This window comes from Methanobrevibacter boviskoreani JH1 (assembly GCF_000320505.1).
In the GTDB taxonomy this organism is placed as follows: Archaea; Methanobacteriota; Methanobacteria; order Methanobacteriales; family Methanobacteriaceae; genus Methanarmilla; species Methanarmilla boviskoreani.
On sequence record NZ_BAGX02000007.1, the window covers coordinates 81712 to 101539 of the forward strand.

Here is a 19828-nt window from a genome sequence, read left to right on the forward strand (position 1 = left end):
TAAATAAATTTAATTAATAAATTTAGAATCCGAAGATTATTATGAAAAATAATGATTCTATTACAAAGTGCATTGCCCTGTGTTCAATTGTTGACATATTTCTAATAAATATGGAATGGGTTAAATCTATTGTTAAATGTATTAATGCGGCTAAAAATCCAATTTCAATATTTAAGAATACAAGTGACAGTATAATGAAGTGGAATACCGCTTCTAAGAATTCATGAATCAGCCATGCCTTGACATTACTTTTAGTACTTATATGAAGTATCCCTCCAAATAGGATATAGAAATCATTAAATATGTTCCAAGTAAGTTGTCCATGGACAATATCACTTATGGCTAATACGATTGCAATATAAAACCATAATAGTTCCATAACTCTTTCTCCATTAGTTTTTTAAAAATCAATTTATTAAATTATAATAATGTATTTTATTAATTATATTAATTAAATATTTATCTATTATTAATAATAATATAATATTATAAAATATAATTTTTTTAAAATAATCAGATTGAAAAATTTTTAGTTTTCTTGCTTTTAAAAATTCTTAAAAAACTTTATTTTTAAAATAAAATATATATTATTATATACTTAGTTTTTAGAATTTATTATGGTATGAATATTTTAGAAAATTATTAGTTTTTTTAAATTTATAATTGATATTTACTTAATTTTTATACAAGAATTCGTTGTGAAAATATGGCAGCCGAAGATATACCAAAAGATTATGACCATAAGAAAGAGAAATTATGGCAAGAGAAATGGCAAGACGATGAGATCTATAAATATATTGGTGATGGAACAAGACCAAGATATATTATTGATACTCCCCCACCATATCCAACAGGTAAAATCCATTTAGGGCATGTTTTAAACTGGGTTTATATGGATATGGATGCAAGATACAGAAGACAGAAAGGTTATGATGTACTATTCCCTCAAGGCTGGGATTGTCATGGACTCCCTACCGAGGTAAAAGTTGAAGAAATCCATAACATTAAGAAAAATGATGTTTCAAGAGCCGAATTTAGGGATATGTGTATTGATTTAACTACTGAAAACATTGCCCTTATGAAGAAACAGATGTTATCAGTTGGTTTCTCACAAGACTGGTCTAGGGAATTTATTACAATGACTCCGGAATACAGAAAGAGAACTCAATATTCCTTCCTAAAAATGTATGAACAAGGATTGATCTATAGGGGTATTCATCCTGTATATTGGTGTCCTAGATGTGAAACAGCTATTGCATTTGCAGAGGTTGAATATACCGATAATCAATCTCATTTGAATTATGTTAATTTTCCACCTGCAGATTTGTCTGGCGTAAGTGAATTTCCAGAGGATAATTCTTATATAAGGCCTGATGGTAGAAATTCCGACCCTAAGGAAGATGGAATTTTAATCGCAACCTCAAGACCTGAATTAATGTCTGCTTGTGTAGCTGTTGTAATTCATCCTGATGATGAAAGATACAATCATCTTTTAGGTAAATATGTGGAGGTACCTTTAACCTCTCAAAAAGTTAAAATTATTGCAGATGAGGAAGTGGATCCTGAATTTGGTACAGGTGCAGTAATGGTTTGTACCTTTGGGGATAAAACCGATGTAGCTTGGGTTAATAAATACGATCTTGAAATAATTGAAGCTATTACAGAACAAGGTACTATGACTTCCGCAGCAGGTAGATATGAAGGCATGACCTTGGCCGATGCTAAAGAAGCTACAATTAGGGATTTAAAAGATGAGGGATATCTTGTAAAACAAGAAGACCTTGAACAAAATGTTGGAACCTGTTGGAGATGTAAAACCCCTATTGAAATTCTTGTTAAAAAACAATGGTTTATTGCTGTTAGAAAACTAATTGACCAGGTTAAAGAAGCATCTAATGAGATTAATTGGGTTCCAAAACATATGGAATCAAGACTCTTAAATTGGGCGGATTCAATGGAATGGGATTGGTGTATCTCAAGACAAAGATTATTTGCAACACCTATACCTGTCTGGTATTGTAAAAACTGTGGTAAAATCATCTTACCTGATGAGGATCAATTGCCAATTGATCCAACTGTGGACAAACCAAACCATCCTTGTGAATGTGGATGTGAAGAGTTCATTGGTGAAACTGATGTATTGGACACCTGGATGGACAGTTCAATTTCACCACTTTCTATTGCGGGATGGCCTGATCCGTCATATGTTAATGATTTTCCGGCAACCATACGTCCTCAAGGACATGATATTATTCGTACATGGACATTTTATACCATTTTAAGATGTTTGGCATTAACAGGTAAAAAGCCATGGAGTGATATTGTAATTAATGGTATGGTATTCGGTGAAGACGGATATAAAATGAGTAAGTCCCGTGGAAATGTTATTGGTCCAGAGGATGTCATCGATGAATATGGTGCAGATCCGTTAAGGACATGGGCGGCAAACAGTCTTCCAGGTTCCGATGTAGCATTTGCATGGAAGGATATCAAACATGGTTATAAGTTCCTTAGAAAATTCTGGAATGCATTTAGATTCATTAGTATGCATATATTCTCCGATGATGATCTATCCAATGATGGTGAAATAAAACAAAATTTAAATCCATCTGATATGTGGATTTTAGCTAAGTTTAATAAGGTTAATCAAATTGTTGATAAGGCATTTGAGGACTTTGAATATGCAAAAACCATAACCACCATCGAACAATTTGTATGGCATGATTTCTGTGATGAATACATTGAATCTGTAAAATACAGGTTATACAATGATGACATCTCAGACGAATCAAGAATTGCAGCAAAATACACCCTTAGATATGTGGTGGAAAACACTTTAAAACTACTTGCTCCAATTACCCCATTCTTTACAGAGGAAGTATTCCAACACTTTAATAAAGGAAGTATCCATTGTACTTCTTGGCCTGAAGTGGAAGAGGAATTTGATAGGGATGAGTTAAGGGACAATGGTGATCTTGCTGTACTTTTAATTGACGAGGTTAGAAGGTTTAAATCCTCTAATAAAATAGCATTAAATGCTCCTTTATCTGCTGTTAACGTTTATACAAATGGTGAATTAAAAGAAGTATTTGATGAGTTTGCAGGGGACATTAAAGGTACCTTAAAAATTAATAATTTAGATGTACAAACCGGAAAACCAGATGTACATGAAATTGTTGTTGAAGTAGAACCTGATATGAGTAAAATCGGACCTACATTTAGAAAAGATGCAGGTAAAATTATAGGATATATTAAATCCCATACAGCTGAAGAGATTGCAAAAGAATTAGAAGAAAATTCAAAACTTACCATTGATGATTTGGAAGTTAGTGAGGATTTCTTAAATTTAAAAACAGAGGTTGTAGGTTCTACTGGTGAAAAGGTAGATATATTCCAATCCGAAGACTTAGATGTTATATTGGAAGTTATCAGATAGTTAATTTAATAACCTCTCTATTTTTATTTTTTTTAGGATTATTTTTTATATTATCTTTTTTTTATTAATATTTCTGAGATATTTATTTTAAAATTATAAAAATTTATAAAATGAGTATATAATAATATAATATATTATACTATTTTATTTTGAAAATTTAATTTTACTTCTTATTATTAAATAATTTATGACTTGATTGATATGATATTAAAATTTAAAAGATGTTTAGATATTGAGGGGGTTATTCAAGCTCCTCCATCAAAGAGTTACACTCATAGAGCTATTATTTTAGCTTCACTTGCAGAAGGTGAAAGTTTACTTTTCAATCCTTTAATTTCTGAGGATACACTTGCAACTTTATCTGCATGTTCCACTTTAGGTGCAAAGATTACTAATTTTTCAGATTATATTGAGGTTGAGGGGGTTGGCGGTAAAGTTTCCCCTAATTTTGAACCTTTAATTGCAGGTGTTGAAAGGGAACCTATTATTGATTTGGCTAATTCCGGAACATCCCTTAGACTTTTAACATCTGTTGCAGCTTTAGGTAATAATAAAGTAATATTTACAGGGGATGAATCACTTAAAACAAGACCGATGGCTAATCTTTTAAATGCCTTAAGTGATTTAGGTGTTAAAACAGAATCTGATAATGGTAAAGCGCCTATAACTGTCTATCCAGGTTTTACTGGAGGAAATACTTCTATCTCTGGTGATGTGTCCTCCCAGTTCATATCCTCAATTCTTATATCAGCACCGTTAAGTGAAAAAGGTGTTGACTTAGAAGTTTTACCGGAATTTGTTTCAAAACCTTATGTGGATATGACTATTGATTTAATGAATAAATTCTCCGTTAATGTAGAATCCTGTGAGAATATTAAACATGATTCCTGTAGTAAAGATTATAAATCATGTACAGTATCCAATTTTAAAGTTGAACCTCAGATGTATGAGGGTTGTGAGTATACAGTTGAAGGGGATTATTCTTCCTGTTCATATCTTCTTGCAGCCTGCTGTATATTTGGTGGTGAAATTACTATATTAAATCTTTTTAAAGATTCTAAACAAGGAGATAAGATTATTTTAGATATCTTAAGCAAAATGGGTGCAGATATTACCTGTGATGACTCCTCTGTAACTATTAAATCCGATGGAAACCTCAATGCAATTGATACTATTGATTTATCAGATGCTCCTGATTTACTCATTACCGTTGCGGTTTTAGCATCACTTGCAAAAGGTAGAACTAAAATCATTGGAATCGGTCACACCAGATTTAAGGAAACAGACAGAATTTCCACTACATGTGAGGAACTTAGAAAATGTGGCTGTGAACTTGAGGAGTTTGAGGATTATATTATAATCAACGGCCAGACTATGGATAAGAATAAGGAGATTATTTTATCTTCCCATAAAGATCATAGGCTAGCCATGGGATTGATCTTACTAAATCTTAAGGGCTATAATGTTTCAATTGAAGACGGTGATGTCTTCAATGTGTCTTTCCCGAATTTCATTGAACTTATGAAAGAAATTGGTATAAATTTAAAATTAGAGTATGAGGCATAATCATGACAGATAATCGTGTTGATAGGATTAAAAAAATCATGAAAATTTTAAATGAAAATTATACCATTAGGGTCGTATGTAACAGGGATCCATATAAGGTTCTTATTAGAACTATTTTATCCCAGAGAACGAGGGATGAAAATACAGACCAAGCTACTGAGAATCTTTTCAGTGTTTATCCTGATATTTATGCTGTAGCCGATGGGTCAATTGAAAAAATTCAGGAACTTATAAAACCTGCTGGTTTTTACAGAGTTAAGGCAGGCCGTATTAAGGAGGTTTCCAGAATTCTAATAGATCAATATGGTGGTGAGGTTCCAGATGATTTAAAGGAGCTTATGTCACTTCCAGGTGTTGGAAGGAAAACTGCTAATTGTGTTTTGGTATTTGCTTTTAATGAACCTGCTATTCCGGTAGATACCCATGTTCATAGAATTTCAAATAGGTGGGGTTTTGTAGATACTAAAAAACCGGAAGACACTGAAAAGGAATTAATGAGTTTTGTTCCAAAAGATTTATGGATAGAACTTAATGATCTGATGGTACAGTTTGGTCAAACCATATGTAAGCCAACTTCACCCCAATGTGAAATTTGTCCGATTTATGATTTATGTGATTATGATCCATTGAATGATGAAAAGGATAATTAATATATTTTAATTTATCATTTTACTTTGATTTTGCTCTTTTTCAAATAACTTCCTTATATCTATTATTTTTTATTATTTCAAATATTTCTAAATTTAAATCAAAACATTTATAAGTAACAAAATTAAATATAACTATAGTTATATAATGAGGTTTATAATCTTAAAAATTTTTGCGATATTTATAAACTTGTTATATGATTTTTTTTAAAAAGCCTTCAATTTTAATTGTTGGCTAGATTGTTGAGATGTTTTTATTAAATTTAAATTAAGAAAAATCTTACATTTAATAAATTATAACAATAGTTATATTTTATATTAAATGTAATTTTTTTAAATATATTTGAAATAATATTTATTAAAAATTATAATACGTTAAGGAATTAATGACAACAATTATATTATAATATACATCTTAAATAATAAAACAAAAATTTGTTAAACTTTAAAAATAAAATTATATTAATTGAAATTATGGTGATAAAAAATGGTCAACTTACCAAAATTAACAAGAGGAATAGCAGAAAACGTTACAGAAATTATAGGAAATACTCCATTAGTAAGGTTAAATAATTTAGCCGGAGACTTAGATGCAGATGTGCTTGTAAAGGTTGAGGGTGTCAACCCTTCAGGTAGTGTAAAAGATAGAATCGGTGTGGCATTGATTGAAGATGCTGAAGAGAGAGGAATTTTAAATAAAGATTCTGTAATTATTGAGCCAACAAGTGGTAACACTGGTATTGGACTTGCATTTGTAGCTGCACAAAGAGGATACAGATTAATTTTAACAATGCCTGAGACCATGTCTGTTGAAAGGAGAAAATTACTTGCAGTATATGGTGCTGAAATTGTATTAACTCCTGGTTCAGAAGGTATGGGTGGAGCTATTGCTAAAGCTGATGAATTACTTAAAGAAATTCCAAATTCTGTAAACCCTGCACAGTTTAAAAATCAAGCAAATCCAGAATTCCATAAGAAAACCACAGCTCAAGAAATTTTAAGGGATACTGATGGAAATGTGGATATTGTTGTAGCAGGAGTAGGTACTGGAGGAACTATTACCGGTATTGCAGAAGGTATCAAAGAGGTAAATCCCGATTTAAAAGCTGTTGCAGTTGAACCTGAAACATCACAGACTTTAGGTAAAGGTGAAAAGGGTCCACATAAAATCCAGGGTATTGGTGCAGGATTTGTTCCAGAAACTTACCATGGTGATGTAATAGATGAAATCGTACCTGTAAGTGATGATGATGCAGCAAAAACTTTACTTGCACTTGCAAGAGAAGAGGGTATTTTTGCAGGAATTTCCTCTGGAGCAGCAACTTATGCGGCTTTAGAACTTGCCCGTAAACCTGAAAATAAAGGTAAAACCATTGTAGCTATTTTACCAGATTCAGGAGATAGATATTTATCTACCGAGTGGGTTTTCAGTGATATTTATGAGAAATATGGTCCTGAAATATTTCCACAGGATTAATTTCAGAGTTTAAATTCGAATAGTAATTTTGAGAATTAGATTAATATTAATCTAAAATCATTTATTTTCTTTTTTTAAATCATTTAAATTATTTTAAATTCTGAATTAATTTTATATATTATATAATTAAAAATATATAATAATTAAAATTTTTTTAAATAATTTTTAGGTGATATCTAATGTTTAACAGAATAAGAGAGGATATTGTAACAGCTAAAATGAGAGATCCTGCATGTAGGAGTTCTATCGAAGTCTTATTTTGTTATCCTGGAGTTTATGCAATATGGTTCCATTTATTTAGTCACTGGTTATGGATTCACGGAGCTAAATTTTTAGCAAGATTTAATTCAACAATTGGAAGATGGTTAACTGGTGTTGAAATCCATCCTGGTGCTCTTTTAGGTAGAAGGGTTTTTATAGACCATGGTATGGGTGTTGTAATAGGTGAAACTACTATTGTTGGTGACGATGTGTTAATTTATCAGGGTGCCGTTTTAGGGGGTACTTCATTAGAGAAAAAGAAAAGACATCCTACTGTTGAGGATGCGGTTGTAGTAGGTGCAGGTGCTAAAGTAATGGGGGATATTACAATTGGTTATTCCTCTAAAATTGGTGCTGGCTCTGTTGTGCTTAAAGATGTTCCACCACATTCAACCTGTGTAGGCATTCCTGGCAGAGTGGTTAAGTCTAAAACCAATTCATGTCCTTTAGATTTAGAACATAATAAACTTCCAGATCCTGTTAAAGATAAAATAAAATCTATTAATAAACGTCAATCTGATATTGAAAAAGAGATTACGGCTTTAAGAGAATTATATACCGCACAGTATTCCGGAACCAAGTATGAAAATTTTAAAGAATAATTTTTAATATTATTCCTAGATTCATTTTATTTATAATATTATTGAACCTGGATAAAAGATTCATTATCAATTTAATTTAGGTGTGGACTTTTAGATTTTTTTTATTTTCTTAATTTTTTTTAATAAAAAATTATATTTTATTTATAAGATTGGATTAATATTACAATGTTATATTTTCTTTATTTTTTAAAATACAGCTATTTTTGAATTTTTTTTTAATATTAACCAGTTAAATTAGCTTTTTTACGGCTAATTTCCCTTTAACATCATTATTTTATTATTGGATACTTTTATATACTAGAAAATTATAATAATATTTAAATAAGTTAACAATAGTAAAGTTTATTGATAAAAGTTGTAGAATTTATATATTTAAATAAAAAATATGAGGGGATTAAAATGAAACCACCTTGTGAAATGGTAGTTTGGTATGTAATTCCAGCAATTCGTTCTGAATTAGCTAAACAACTCTTATCTTTAGGTATGAAACAAAAAGATATCTCAGAGTTAATGGACATTACTCAACCAGCAGTTAGTCAATATATTACTGATAAAAGAGGTAGTGAGTTAGAACTTTCAGATGATGTTAAGGCATTAATAAGAAATTTTGCAATTGATCTTTATAAGGGGGATGCTAAAAAATTAGATATTATACCACGTACATGTGAGATATGTCGTTTTATTAAAGCGGAAGATGTAATGTGTCAATTACATCATGATAAAGGTAATATGCCCCTTGAATGTCATGCCTGCTTAGGTTCTAATATGAGATGTTAAGATACTTTAACTTTTATTAAAACCTCTTTTTTATTTTTTATTTAAAAAAATTTATATGCTATGAAAAATACATAACTTTATATACTAGTTTTTACTAAAATTATAATGTTGAATAAATTGGCAAGGTGACCGAGAGGCTTAGGTGCGTGGCTGCAGACCATGATACTGGGGTTCAAATCCCTATCTTGCCTTTAAATTATTTAATCTGACTTTTTTTTATTATTTAAGTTTCTTGTGATAGTTTTTATTATAAATTTTCATTGATTTTTAGATATGTCCTACTATTTTTTTTTAAGAGATTACAAAATTTTATATGTTATAATTAAAAAAATATTAGTATTATATATTTAATAGACTTAAAAAATTATAGGATTCATGAATTCTTAAATTTAAATGTTTGAATACTATTTTTAATAATCAATTTTAATTTTATACAAAGAAATGGAGAATATTATGAATAATAATAAGAAAGAAAATAATACTTGTTCACTTAAATTATATTCTACTTTAACACGTAGAAAAGAATATTTTAAACCAATTAATAAGAATATAGTAAAATTCTTTGTATGTGGACCTACCGTTTATAATGATGCTCATATAGGTCATGGTAGAACTTATATATCTTTTGACATGATAAAAAGATATTTGGAATATAAAGGTTATTCAGTTATTTATATGCAAAATGTTACTGATATTGACGATAAAATTATCAATAGGGGAAAGGAAATCGGAAAGGTAAATGATGATTTAAGTTCAGTATGTTTTGACCTTGCAAGAAAGTATGAACGTAGATATAATGAGGATATGGAATCCCTAAATGTTAAAGGTCTAAACCTTCAAATGAGAGCAACAGATCATATGGATAAAATCATTAATCAAATTGAGAGATTAATAGAAAAGGGTTATGCATATGAAACAGATACAGGAGTTTATTTTCAGGTAAATAAATTCAAGGATTTTGCCAAATTGTCCAATAGGAAAATAGATGAACTTGAAGGTCATAGACTTCAGGAAGATAAAACTAAAAAGGATCCTAGGGATTTTGCTTTATGGAAGAAAAGGGATGGTATTGAATATTATGGTGAACCTGTATGGAGTTCCCCATGGGGTAAAGGTAGACCTGGATGGCATATTGAGGATACCGCAATTACTGAGGAATACTTTGGTGAACAATACGATATTCATGGTGGAGGTCTTGATTTAATATTCCCTCATCATGATGCAGAAATTGCACAGATGGAAGCGGTATCAGGTAAAAAACCGATGGTTAATTATTGGTTACATACAGGATTTTTAAATGTTGACGGGGAGAAAATGTCAAAATCTCTTGGAAACTTTATTACAATTAGAGATTTACTTAAAGAAGTATCTCCAGAGACTTTTAGATTCTTTGTATTATCCACCCATTATAGAAGTCCTATAGATTTCTCAAAAGACAGTCTTCACCAGGCAGGTAAGAGTTTGGATAAGATTAAATCATATGTTGATGATGTTGATGAGATCCTAAATAGTGAATTTGAGGATGAGGATGTCATAGAGGATAAAATCGATTCCCTTGAATCAACTAGTTATGATGTTTTAAAATCCACCATTGTTTCTTTCTTCAATGCAATGGATGATGATTTTAATACTCCTAAAGCTATCGCATCTTTGTTTGAATTAATTAGTGAATCTAAAAGTCAGCTAAAAGACCTGGATATTAATGATATATTGGCTATTAAAGGATTTTTAGTTACTGTTAATGATATTTTGGGAATTATTTTCCTAGATGATAATGGTAACAATGGAGATAACGAGGAAGCTTTACTTGATTTAATCGCAGACACCCGTAAAAAGCTTAGAGCTAATAAACAATATGATTTATCCGATGATATCCGTGCAAAATTAACTGATTTAGGTTATGAAATTAGTGATTAAAAATTTCATTTCCTTAATTATTGATTTTAATATTAAATTCTTTTTTTTAATCTCTTTTTTATTGATTTTAGGTTTCTGCTGTTTTTCAGCTATTACTATCTTGTTGATTTTATATGTTTTTTAGCCATTTATTATTTTTTAAAAATTAATCATTTTTCCAATTTAATAACTTTATTATAATCTATTTTTTAATAGATTTTTAATTTTTAATTATTCTTTGATGATTATCTTTTTTATAAATTTATTTGGATATAAATATTCTGATAGTTTAAATAGTTCTGTTATTTTAGTTAATCATATTTTTGTTTAAATTAATTTCTTTATTTTTATCTTGTTTTTGGTTTATAGAATATATATAAACAGGATTTAAATAGTCTAATTTTTAATTTTTTTATTGACTTTAAAATTTAATATTTTTTTTTTTAAAAAGATTATCTGTAAAATATTCTAATTATAATCTTCATTGGATTTAAATATCTAAAATAAATTTGGTATATGAAAAACAGTAGTTTGGTAATTTAAAAATTAGTTGCTTTGGTTTAAAAAAAGTTGGAAGTAGATTGGGAATTATTTTCCTGCCTCTACTTCTTTGTTAATATAATTTTGTCTATGGTTTTGGATATATTCGTCATATTTTCTACAACCGGGATCGCCTGCAAGGTAATCTCCAGTAATGGTATATGCTCTTGCTCTACATCCACCGCAGATGTATTTGGATTCACATTCGCTACAGCTATCTTTAAGAATATCTTTATTTCTTAATTCCTTTAGGACTTTACTGTTTGTCCAAATGTCGTCCATATCATCTTCTTTAATGTTTCCTACCCTAAGTATCTCATCATGTGGGAAGAAGACACATGGGTAAATATCACCGTTAGGTTCTATACCAAGATAGAACCTTCCTGCACCACAGCCTCCAATAAATCTTGAAAGTTCCATCATTGCAGGGTTACTGTATTCTACATTATAGAAGTGGGTAGGAATTAATCTTTTATCATCATCCCTATCAAGATCTGCAGGATTTGTATGGACAGCAATATCTGCAAATTGTGGGGCTGTAGATAATATTTGTAATTCTCCTTTACCATTTTCTCTATAGATTAAATTTAAAAGTTCCAATCTGTCCTCTGCAGTTAGATCTAATTCCCTTGCCTCAGAACCTTTACCCGTTGGAATAAAGTTATATAACATAAACCATCCGACTTTTAGTTCTCTCATGAAATCAATCATATCGGGGATTTCATTTTTGTTTTTCTGTGTAACTGTAGTTGAGACCTCGACAAATGCATCGGTTTCATTGAAGTTTTTTATGGCCTGTACTGCATGTTCCCAGGAACCAGGTACCTGTCTAAATTCATCATGTGTTTTAGGGTTAAGACCATCTAAACTAATCTGTACGAATTGTAGACCTGCATCCACAATTTCTTGAACCTTCTCCTTTTTGGAGTATATGTAACCATTTGTTGCCATTGACACATACATTCCTAGACTGGAAGCATATCTAACATAATCCACTATATGTGGATCTGTACTAGGTTCTCCACCTGAAAATGCAATTGAAATTACACCTGCATCAGCTAATTTTTTAATTCCTTTAAAAATTTCATCGGGACTAAGCTCATCATCACCTTTGCGTCCTGCGTTTTCATAACAATGTAGGCATTTAAAGTTACATTTTCTTGTAATGTTCCATACAATCTGGTAAGGTGCTCCAGGTACAAATGGTGTTTGTACACCAAATTTGGCCATACCCTGGAATGTAGTAACTAATCCTCTTATCCATGTCTCATCCTGCATTGCTTTCATGAAACTTTCTTCTGATGTATCAAAAGTGGATAAACCTTTGTTAATTATAAGTTTAATACTAGGAACTAATACTTTACATTTTAAACAGATATCATCTTGAAGTCCTACAATGTATCTTAGTGCAGATTCAAGTCTTGTTTCTCCACATTTATCACAATAGGAAAGTGCACTATTAAGAACTTTATGAGAGATTGAGCTGTTTACAATGTTTTCAAAGGTTTCTATCATTTGTTTTGTATTTGCAGCTTCTTCCTCTGGGGATTTATTTTTGCTCATAAAATCATCTCGCCTATTTTTTTATAAAGTATTAACAAATTTATATTATAATCCTAATTTTTTAAAGATTATCTAATTTTATGAACTTATTTCACAAAATGTTCATTATATAAATATTTTTTCAATTATTATTACTATTTTTATAATTGATATACTTTATTATTTTTTATAACTCTCTAATAAAAAAACGGTTGTTTGTTCACTTTTTAAAATTTGTCTAGACTATTATTTATTTCATTAATTTTATTTTATCAATTTATTTCTCTTTTATTTTACAAAAAAAGTAATATGTTCAAGTTAAAGTCTTTTTTAAAGTTTTTTATTAAGATAAACTTGATGTGTAATTTATTCAATAGGTTTTTTTTATGGATTTTAATTTGATCCTAGGTATGATTAAAAAAATTAGTAATACTCTTTTCTTTGTTTTAAGGGTCTTAAAATTTCAATTGTCTAGATATCAGTTAGTTTTTGAATTGTTTTTTTTTTAAGTTTTAGAAAAAATTTTTAAGAATCTCCAAAAGATGGGTAAGTAGTGATTATTCACTACTTCTGCCATCATCTTTATAGGCATAGTATGCTGCAATAATACCTATGATGAAATAAATAATTATGGCATACCATACATTAGGTTGTGTGAAATAGTAAATTGCATATGCAATAATTAATGTGATAATCCATGTTGCTATTCCATAACCTGTCTTGCCTTGAGCAGCTTGACCTATTCCTGGTAGGAAAAAGGAGATAACTGCAGCACTTTTATTACTAACCATTTTTATCATCCCTTTTAATTTCTAATTAAAAATGGTTTATATGTATATATAAAGCTTTCCTTTGTTATCTATCTTTTGTTTTATGTTTAAACATTTATAACACTATATTTAAACATTTAATTTTATTTTGTTTAATGGATTTAGAATTAAAACTCTTTTATCCCTTTTTTATCTTATTTATTTCTTTAATTCTTCTTATTTTTTCATTAATTTAATACCTTTTCAAACAATTTTAGTTTTAAGTAATGTTTTATTCTGGTTTATCGCTTTGGGTTATTTAAAAATTTTTTTCATGTTTTTATATTCTTAAAGTTAATCATGAACCATTTTTTGATTATTTGTTCATTCTAGGGTTTTAACTGTACAACATTGATATTTTGTACATATAAAAACTTTTATTTATTATTAAATACATACAATATTCTAAATTTTTTTTACAATTAGGAGGAAAAGAAAATGGTTTCTAGAGGAAAAACTAATAAAACGGGTATAGATGAAGCTTTAGTTAAGGCACTTGGAAATCTTCTAATTGATAATTCTATTGAAAATATTAAAGTTATAGACATCTGTAAGGAGGCAAATATTCCAAGAAGTACCTTTTATTATCATTTTAATGATAAATATGAATTATTGGAATATACGGTTAAGTCTTTAACTAGTAATATTGCAAATGAAGTGATTAATAATAACCCCTCAAATATTAGGGAATATTATTCTAATTTAGAAAAGATAATTACTCATTATATTTATGATAATAAAGAGTTGTATTCCTCAATCATTCTTAAAAATGAAGATATGAGAACCCTTAAAATCTTAGGGGATATAATATCCGATGATCTTAAAGAAAGATTATATGAGGAGGAAGAAAAGGGTTATAAATTTAAATATCCTGTTGAGGTAGTTTCAGAATTTTACGTTGGTGGAATTTCAAGATTATCCTCATTTTGGATGAAAAATATTGATAAATATGGTCCTGATGACTTATATAGATATTTGGATGAGTTAACAACTTCCTTATTTGAATAGACTATCAAAATCAATATTTTTTATTTTTTTATTTTATTTTATTTTGGATCGTTTCTTACTAATAAGAGGAAATATTTTTAGAATTATATTATATTATATTATTATTTTAAGATTTTTTAAAGTACCCATTTTCATATTATTATAAATTATATGATTATCAGTTATTTTTAATTGATTCTTTTCCAGATTTTAATAAAAACTGTAATATTTTTAATCTTTATTCATATTCACTTATTTTTTGTTTAAATGATATTTTTTAGTTGTTTTTTCAGTTTTCTTTTAATTTCTTATTTTTTTATATAAAATAATGGTTATTAATGAGAAATTATTTAAAACATCTTAAACTTATTATTATATAGGAAGCCGATTTAGTTTTTTTAATAAAATTTTTTTTATAAACTTTATAAATATCATTAATTTTTAATTATTTATAATGATAAATTATTTATATTACAATAATTAAATAATACATGTTTATTAATTTGGAAACTAATCCCTATCGGATTTTTCCAAAAATTATTTAAATCTTAAAGTGAATTAATGATAAAATTAATCTAATGGCAAAAAAGATTACTATTTAGTTTAATTAGATTATAGTATGTTTGTTATATTAAATCAGAGTATAATGACTCTTTAATTCTAATTTTAAGTAATTTAATTTTTAACTGAATTAGATTAACTATAGGAGACAAAATATGGATAGTCTTGACAAGATGTTTAAACCAGATTCTGTTGCAATTATAGGGGCATCAAATTCTGAAGGTAAAGTAGGATATATCATTGTTAATAATTTATTAGAGGGTAATTATAAAGGAAAGATTTACCCTATAAATCCTAAGGACGATGAGATTCAAGGATTAAAATCTTATAAAAGTGTTTTAGATTTACCTGAAGCACCTGATTTAGCTGTTATTTCAATTCCATCTAAAGGAGTTAATCCAGTTCTTGAAGAATGCGGTAAAAAATCTATTAAGAATGTAGTGGTGATTTCTGCAGGATTTAAAGAGATTGGTGGTGAAGGTGTAAAATTAGAAGAGGAACTTAAATCCATTGCTGAAAAATATGATATGAATCTTATTGGACCGAATAGTTTAGGTATTTCCGATTCTCACACTCCATTAAATGCTTCATTTTCACAATCTATGCCTCCTAAAGGTAATATGGCATTTATTTCTCAAAGTGGAGCTATGATGGTAGCAATTATTGATTGGAGTTTCACTTCCGGAATTGGTTTCAGTAAATGTATTTCCCTTGGAAATAAAGCAGGAACTACTGAGATTGAACTTATTGAAAATTTAGCAAACGATCCAGAAACTGCTGTAATTACTGTTTATCTCGAGTCAGTTAGTGAATCCGATGATTTCATTAATACATTAAGAACAGTATCCAAGAAAAAACCTATTGTGGTACTTAAATCTGGTTGTAGTGTTGCAGGTGCTGCTGCTGCATCATCACATACTGGCGCACTTGCAGGAAGTGATACCGCATTTACAACCGCATTTGAACAAGCAGGTATTTTCCGTGTAACAACTATGGATGAATTATTTGAAGTTGCTTCTGCATTTTCTAACTGTGAACTTCCGAAAGGACGTAATATGGCAGTTATTACAAATGCAGGTGGAGGGGGAGTTCTCTCTGTAGATTCAATGGAAAGACACAACATTAACATTGCCGATTTTTCCGATGAAACTGTTAAAAAACTTGAAGAGATTTTACCTCTAGAGGCGGCATGTACAGATCCAGTTGATGTGTTGGGGGATGCACCTACCGATAGATATAAAGATACCTTAGAAATTCTCTTAGACTCTGATGAGGTAGACGCTATTTCAATTATTGTCTGCCCTACTGCTAAGGCGGATACCGATGGAATTGCAGATGCGATTATTGAGGGTACTAAAGATTCTAATAAGCCTGTACTTGTTGTAAATATGGGTGGTCCTTCATTCACTGAACCAAATAAAAAGTTAAGGGAAAATGAAATTCCGGTTTATGTTTTCCCTGAGTCAGCAGTTAAAGTAACAGATTATCTCGCATCATTTGAGGAATTGCAACATAAGAAATTCGATACACCTGTTGATGATATTGACGATGTTGATAAGGAAGCTGTTGAAAAAATCTTTGAAAAGGTCAAAGCTGATGGAAGAGATACCCTACTTGGTAGTGAGGCTTATGCTGTGGCTGAGGCCTATGGAATCTCAGCAGCACCAATCAAACTTTCAACCTCTGCAGAGGAAGCTGCAGATCTTGCTGAGGAAATGGAATTTCCTGTGGTACTTAAGATTGCCTCAGATAAGATATTACACAAATCAGATATTGGTGGTGTAAAGGTAGGAATATCTAATAGGGATGAAGCTAAAGAGGCATATGATGAGATTATTGCAAATGCTAAAAAAGCTCACCCAGACATAGTACCTGACGGTGTGGAAGTACAGAAAATGATGGATTCAGGTATTGAAGTCATTGTTGGTATGGTACGCGACGAACAATTCGGACCAATGATTTCCTTTGGTATGGGTGGAGTATTAGTTAACCTTATCGAGGATGTTTCATTTAAACTTGCAAAAGGTTTAAGTTCTGAGGAGATTGATGAACAAATCAATGAAACCAAAGTATCCAAATTATTAAAAGGATACCGTGGAGAAGCTCCTGGAGATATAGACGAGGTTAAAAACACCATCAAACGTGTTGCAAAATTAACACTTGACTTTGATGATATCTCCGAATTAGATATAAACCCAGTATTTGTTTATGAAGAAGGATCAAGTGCTCTTGACATTAAGATCAAATTATAATTTTTAATTTAATCTTTCTTTTTTTAATTTTTAGCTATTTTTTATAAACTGATTTTTAATTTTTTTCATTGTTTAATTTAAATAGTTTTTTTAATTTTTGATTATGCTTTTTTTCTATGTTGTTGTCTTATTTTTAACGGTTTTAAATTTAATATCTTTTTTCAAGATTTTAATTTTTAAATTATTTACAAAAGATTTATATATGAAAAATAACTATTGTTATATATTGAATAAATAATTGCTTTATAAAAATTAAAAGGTGATTTTTTCGATATGTTTCTTAGGCTATTTTCATTTTAAAGGAAACCTTTATATATGAAAAATAACTATTGTTATATATTGAATAAATAATTGCTTTTTATAATAATTGTATATATTTTATAAAATTGAAAAATTATTTTCAATATATGCTTTTTAATTATCATGAGAAAGGAAAATGTTTTTATATGGTAATTAACAATTGTTATATATTGAATAAATAATTTTTTTTAAAAATTTATATCTTAAAAAGCAAAACATTAGATTTTATAACTATAGTTATATTTTAATGTGGTAAAAAAAATTAACTGTTCAATTTTATATTTAATCATTTAGAAAAGAAGAAAATTAAAAAAAATTACATTGAGGTATTTATTATGAGTTATGATAACACAAAAAATTATGGAAAAGGTACAGCAACTTTAGGATTACATGCAGGTCAAGAAGAAGCAGATCCAGCCACTGGCGCTAGGGCGGTTCCAATATATCAAACAACTTCCTATGTATTTAAGGATACAGACCAAGCGGCAAACAGATTTGCATTATCTGAGTTTGGTCAAATATATGGTAGACTAACAAATCCTACAAGTGATGCATTTGAACAAAGAATTGCAGCTGTTGAAGGGGGAAACTACGGTATCTCCGCAGCAAGTGGTTTGGCAGCTATTTCATATTCAATATTAAACATTACACAACCTGGAGATAACATTGTATCTGCAGATAACCTTTATGGTGGAACTTATGATTTATTTGAACACACCTTTAAAGAACTTGCTCGTGATGTTAAATTTGTAAAATCCGACGATTACGACGCATTTGAAAAAGCAATCGATGATAAGACAAAAGCTATTTATGCAGAATCAATTGGTAATCCAAAATTAGATGTTCCTGATTTTGAAAGATTAGCGGATATTGCTCATTCACATGGTATTCCATTAATCATTGATAACACTTCTGCTGTAGGAATCTTAAGACCTCTCGAACATGGTGCAGATGTGGTAGTAGGATCCGCAACTAAATTTGTAGGTGGACATGGTACCGCTATTGGTGGATTTGTAGTGGATAGTGGTAAATTCAATTGGGGTAACGGTAAATTCCCAACCATCTCAGAACCAGACGAATCCTATCATGGATTAAACTTCTGGGAGGCATTCCATGATGTACCGAATGGAATTGGAAATATTGCTTATCCGATTAGAATTAGAGCTAGGTTATTAAGAGATTTAGGTGCAACCCTTGCTCCTGTACATAGTTTTATTTTCCTACAAGGTCTTGAAAGTTTAGATGTTAGGGTAAAAAAACATGCCGAGAATGCACAAGCTGTAGCAGAACACTTGGAAAAACATCCTAAGGTAAGTTGGGTAAGTTATCCTGGATTAAAATCTCACCCATCACATGAAACTGCTGTAAAATATTTAGGTAATCCAAATGGTTTTGGTGATGATCCTGGATATTATGGTGCAATATTAGGATTTGGTATTAAAGGTGGTCGTGATAAAGCTATTGAATTCATTAATAATGTAAAACTTTTATCACATCTTGCAAACATTGGAGATGCAAAAAGTTTAGTAATACATCCTTCAAGCACTACTCACTCACAATTAACTGAGGAAGAGCAACTTGCAGTAGGTGTAACTCCTGACTTCATCAGACTATCTATTGGTCTTGAAAATATTGAGGATATTATTGCCGATATAGATCAAGCATTGGATAAAATTGATGTTGATGAGTAAATCGATTTATTATTAACAGGAGTCTATGTGATGTCATCAAGAACATTCTTGTTTATCTTAGAGTACTGTTGACTAAAAACGCCCTTCTGAATTAATAATTGATATTAGATGTGTGTCACCTTAAATTAAAAATAAACATTCATCTGCCAGAATTATTTGAAAAATACATTTAATATTTTAATTATTTCTTCTTATAATGGTGATTTGATGTTGAATTTAAAATCTTAGATAGGAGGTAAAATAAATTGGAAAATTAAATAAAGTCAAATAAAAAATTTTAATAAGATTCAAGAAGTCTTAAAAAAGTCATTAAAGTCATTAAATATATAATAAAACCTAAACTTTAGGTAAATCAATTAGATATTTAGATTTTTTTATAAAATCTATTTATCTATTTACATATGTTTTTTCCTCAATCGTTTATCATATGTAAAATTAGTTATAAAACCTCTGTTTTATAAATTAAAGCCTTAATTAATAAATC

Annotated in this window: 13 protein-coding genes and 1 tRNA gene; 11 read left to right on the plus strand and 3 right to left on the minus strand. The window is 29.4% G+C overall.

Annotated features, from left to right (window positions below):
• Positions 1-22 precede the first annotated feature (22 nt).
• Positions 23-379 carry a hypothetical protein gene (locus ON24_RS01055; RefSeq protein ID WP_016358779.1) on the minus strand — a complete coding sequence of 119 codons (357 nt, stop codon included), beginning with the start codon at positions 377-379 and terminating at the stop codon, positions 23-25.
• A gap of 327 nt (positions 380-706) precedes the next feature.
• On the opposite strand from ON24_RS01055, the gene ON24_RS01060 reads away from it, so the two are divergent.
• The 8 genes from ON24_RS01060 to cysS all read left to right on the plus strand — a co-directional run bounded on the left by ON24_RS01060 (position 707) and on the right by cysS (position 10683).
• Positions 707-3436: a valine--tRNA ligase gene (locus tag ON24_RS01060; RefSeq protein ID WP_016358778.1), complete on the plus strand. Its 2730-nt coding sequence runs from the start codon at positions 707-709 to the stop codon at positions 3434-3436.
• 201 nt (positions 3437-3637) lie between these two features.
• Positions 3638-5002: a 3-phosphoshikimate 1-carboxyvinyltransferase gene (gene aroA / locus ON24_RS01065; protein WP_016358777.1), complete on the plus strand. Its 1365-nt coding sequence runs from the start codon at positions 3638-3640 to the stop codon at positions 5000-5002.
• Between the two features lie 2 nt (positions 5003-5004).
• Complete coding sequence (nth, locus tag ON24_RS01070) at positions 5005-5652, plus strand: endonuclease III (protein ID WP_201415758.1); 648 nt, start codon at positions 5005-5007, stop codon at positions 5650-5652.
• A gap of 484 nt (positions 5653-6136) precedes the next feature.
• Positions 6137-7126, plus strand: a complete 990-nt coding sequence (gene cysK, locus ON24_RS01075; RefSeq protein WP_016358775.1) for a cysteine synthase A — start codon at positions 6137-6139, stop codon at positions 7124-7126.
• A gap of 179 nt (positions 7127-7305) precedes the next feature.
• Positions 7306-7989 carry a serine O-acetyltransferase gene (cysE, locus tag ON24_RS01080; protein ID WP_016358774.1) on the plus strand — a complete coding sequence of 228 codons (684 nt, stop codon included), beginning with the start codon at positions 7306-7308 and terminating at the stop codon, positions 7987-7989.
• 399 nt (positions 7990-8388) lie between these two features.
• Positions 8389-8766, plus strand: coding sequence for a transcriptional regulator (locus ON24_RS01085; protein ID WP_016358773.1), 378 nt, complete (start codon positions 8389-8391; stop codon positions 8764-8766).
• Positions 8767-8885: 119 nt separating this feature from the next.
• Positions 8886-8957: transfer RNA gene (locus ON24_RS01090), tRNA-Cys, on the plus strand.
• Positions 8958-9219: 262 nt separating this feature from the next.
• A complete protein-coding gene (gene cysS, locus ON24_RS01095) occupies positions 9220-10683 on the plus strand; it encodes a cysteine--tRNA ligase (protein ID WP_040681630.1) in 1464 nt (487 codons plus the stop codon).
• Positions 10684-11250: 567 nt separating this feature from the next.
• Here the strand turns inward: cysS and ON24_RS01100 are convergent.
• Entirely contained in the window at positions 11251-12765 is a 1515-nt protein-coding gene (locus ON24_RS01100; RefSeq protein WP_040681631.1) for a radical SAM/SPASM domain-containing protein, read from the minus strand.
• A 536-nt stretch (positions 12766-13301) separates the two neighbouring features.
• Positions 13302-13535 carry a hypothetical protein gene (locus ON24_RS01105; RefSeq protein WP_016358770.1) on the minus strand — a complete coding sequence of 78 codons (234 nt, stop codon included), beginning with the start codon at positions 13533-13535 and terminating at the stop codon, positions 13302-13304.
• 456 nt (positions 13536-13991) lie between these two features.
• Here ON24_RS01105 and ON24_RS08890 point away from each other — a divergent pair, with 456 nt between their 5' ends.
• The 3 genes from ON24_RS08890 (at position 13992) to ON24_RS01120 (ending at position 19344) form a co-directional block, all read left to right on the plus strand.
• Positions 13992-14561, plus strand: coding sequence for a TetR/AcrR family transcriptional regulator C-terminal domain-containing protein (locus tag ON24_RS08890; protein ID WP_050553506.1), 570 nt, complete (start codon positions 13992-13994; stop codon positions 14559-14561).
• Positions 14562-15256: 695 nt separating this feature from the next.
• Positions 15257-17353, plus strand: a complete 2097-nt coding sequence (gene acs / locus ON24_RS01115; protein WP_040681632.1) for an acetate--CoA ligase alpha subunit — start codon at positions 15257-15259, stop codon at positions 17351-17353.
• Between the two features lie 635 nt (positions 17354-17988).
• Positions 17989-19344 (plus strand): O-acetylhomoserine aminocarboxypropyltransferase/cysteine synthase family protein, encoded by a 1356-nt coding sequence (locus ON24_RS01120; RefSeq protein WP_040681633.1) that lies wholly within the window; start codon positions 17989-17991, stop codon positions 19342-19344.
• Positions 19345-19828 lie beyond the last annotated feature (484 nt).

Coding starts and splice junctions, on each gene's coding strand:
- ON24_RS01055 (WP_016358779.1), bottom strand. CDS start 379: ATGGAACTATTATGGTTTTATATTGCAATCGTATTAGCCATAAGTGAT.
- ON24_RS01060 (WP_016358778.1), top strand. CDS start 707: ATGGCAGCCGAAGATATACCAAAAGATTATGACCATAAGAAAGAGAAA.
- aroA (WP_016358777.1), top strand. CDS start 3,638: ATGATATTAAAATTTAAAAGATGTTTAGATATTGAGGGGGTTATTCAA.
- nth (WP_201415758.1), top strand. CDS start 5,005: ATGACAGATAATCGTGTTGATAGGATTAAAAAAATCATGAAAATTTTA.
- cysK (WP_016358775.1), top strand. CDS start 6,137: ATGGTCAACTTACCAAAATTAACAAGAGGAATAGCAGAAAACGTTACA.
- cysE (WP_016358774.1), top strand. CDS start 7,306: ATGTTTAACAGAATAAGAGAGGATATTGTAACAGCTAAAATGAGAGAT.
- ON24_RS01085 (WP_016358773.1), top strand. CDS start 8,389: ATGAAACCACCTTGTGAAATGGTAGTTTGGTATGTAATTCCAGCAATT.
- cysS (WP_040681630.1), top strand. CDS start 9,220: ATGAATAATAATAAGAAAGAAAATAATACTTGTTCACTTAAATTATAT.
- ON24_RS01100 (WP_040681631.1), bottom strand. CDS start 12,765: ATGAGCAAAAATAAATCCCCAGAGGAAGAAGCTGCAAATACAAAACAA.
- ON24_RS01105 (WP_016358770.1), bottom strand. CDS start 13,535: ATGGTTAGTAATAAAAGTGCTGCAGTTATCTCCTTTTTCCTACCAGGA.
- ON24_RS08890 (WP_050553506.1), top strand. CDS start 13,992: ATGGTTTCTAGAGGAAAAACTAATAAAACGGGTATAGATGAAGCTTTA.
- acs (WP_040681632.1), top strand. CDS start 15,257: ATGGATAGTCTTGACAAGATGTTTAAACCAGATTCTGTTGCAATTATA.
- ON24_RS01120 (WP_040681633.1), top strand. CDS start 17,989: ATGAGTTATGATAACACAAAAAATTATGGAAAAGGTACAGCAACTTTA.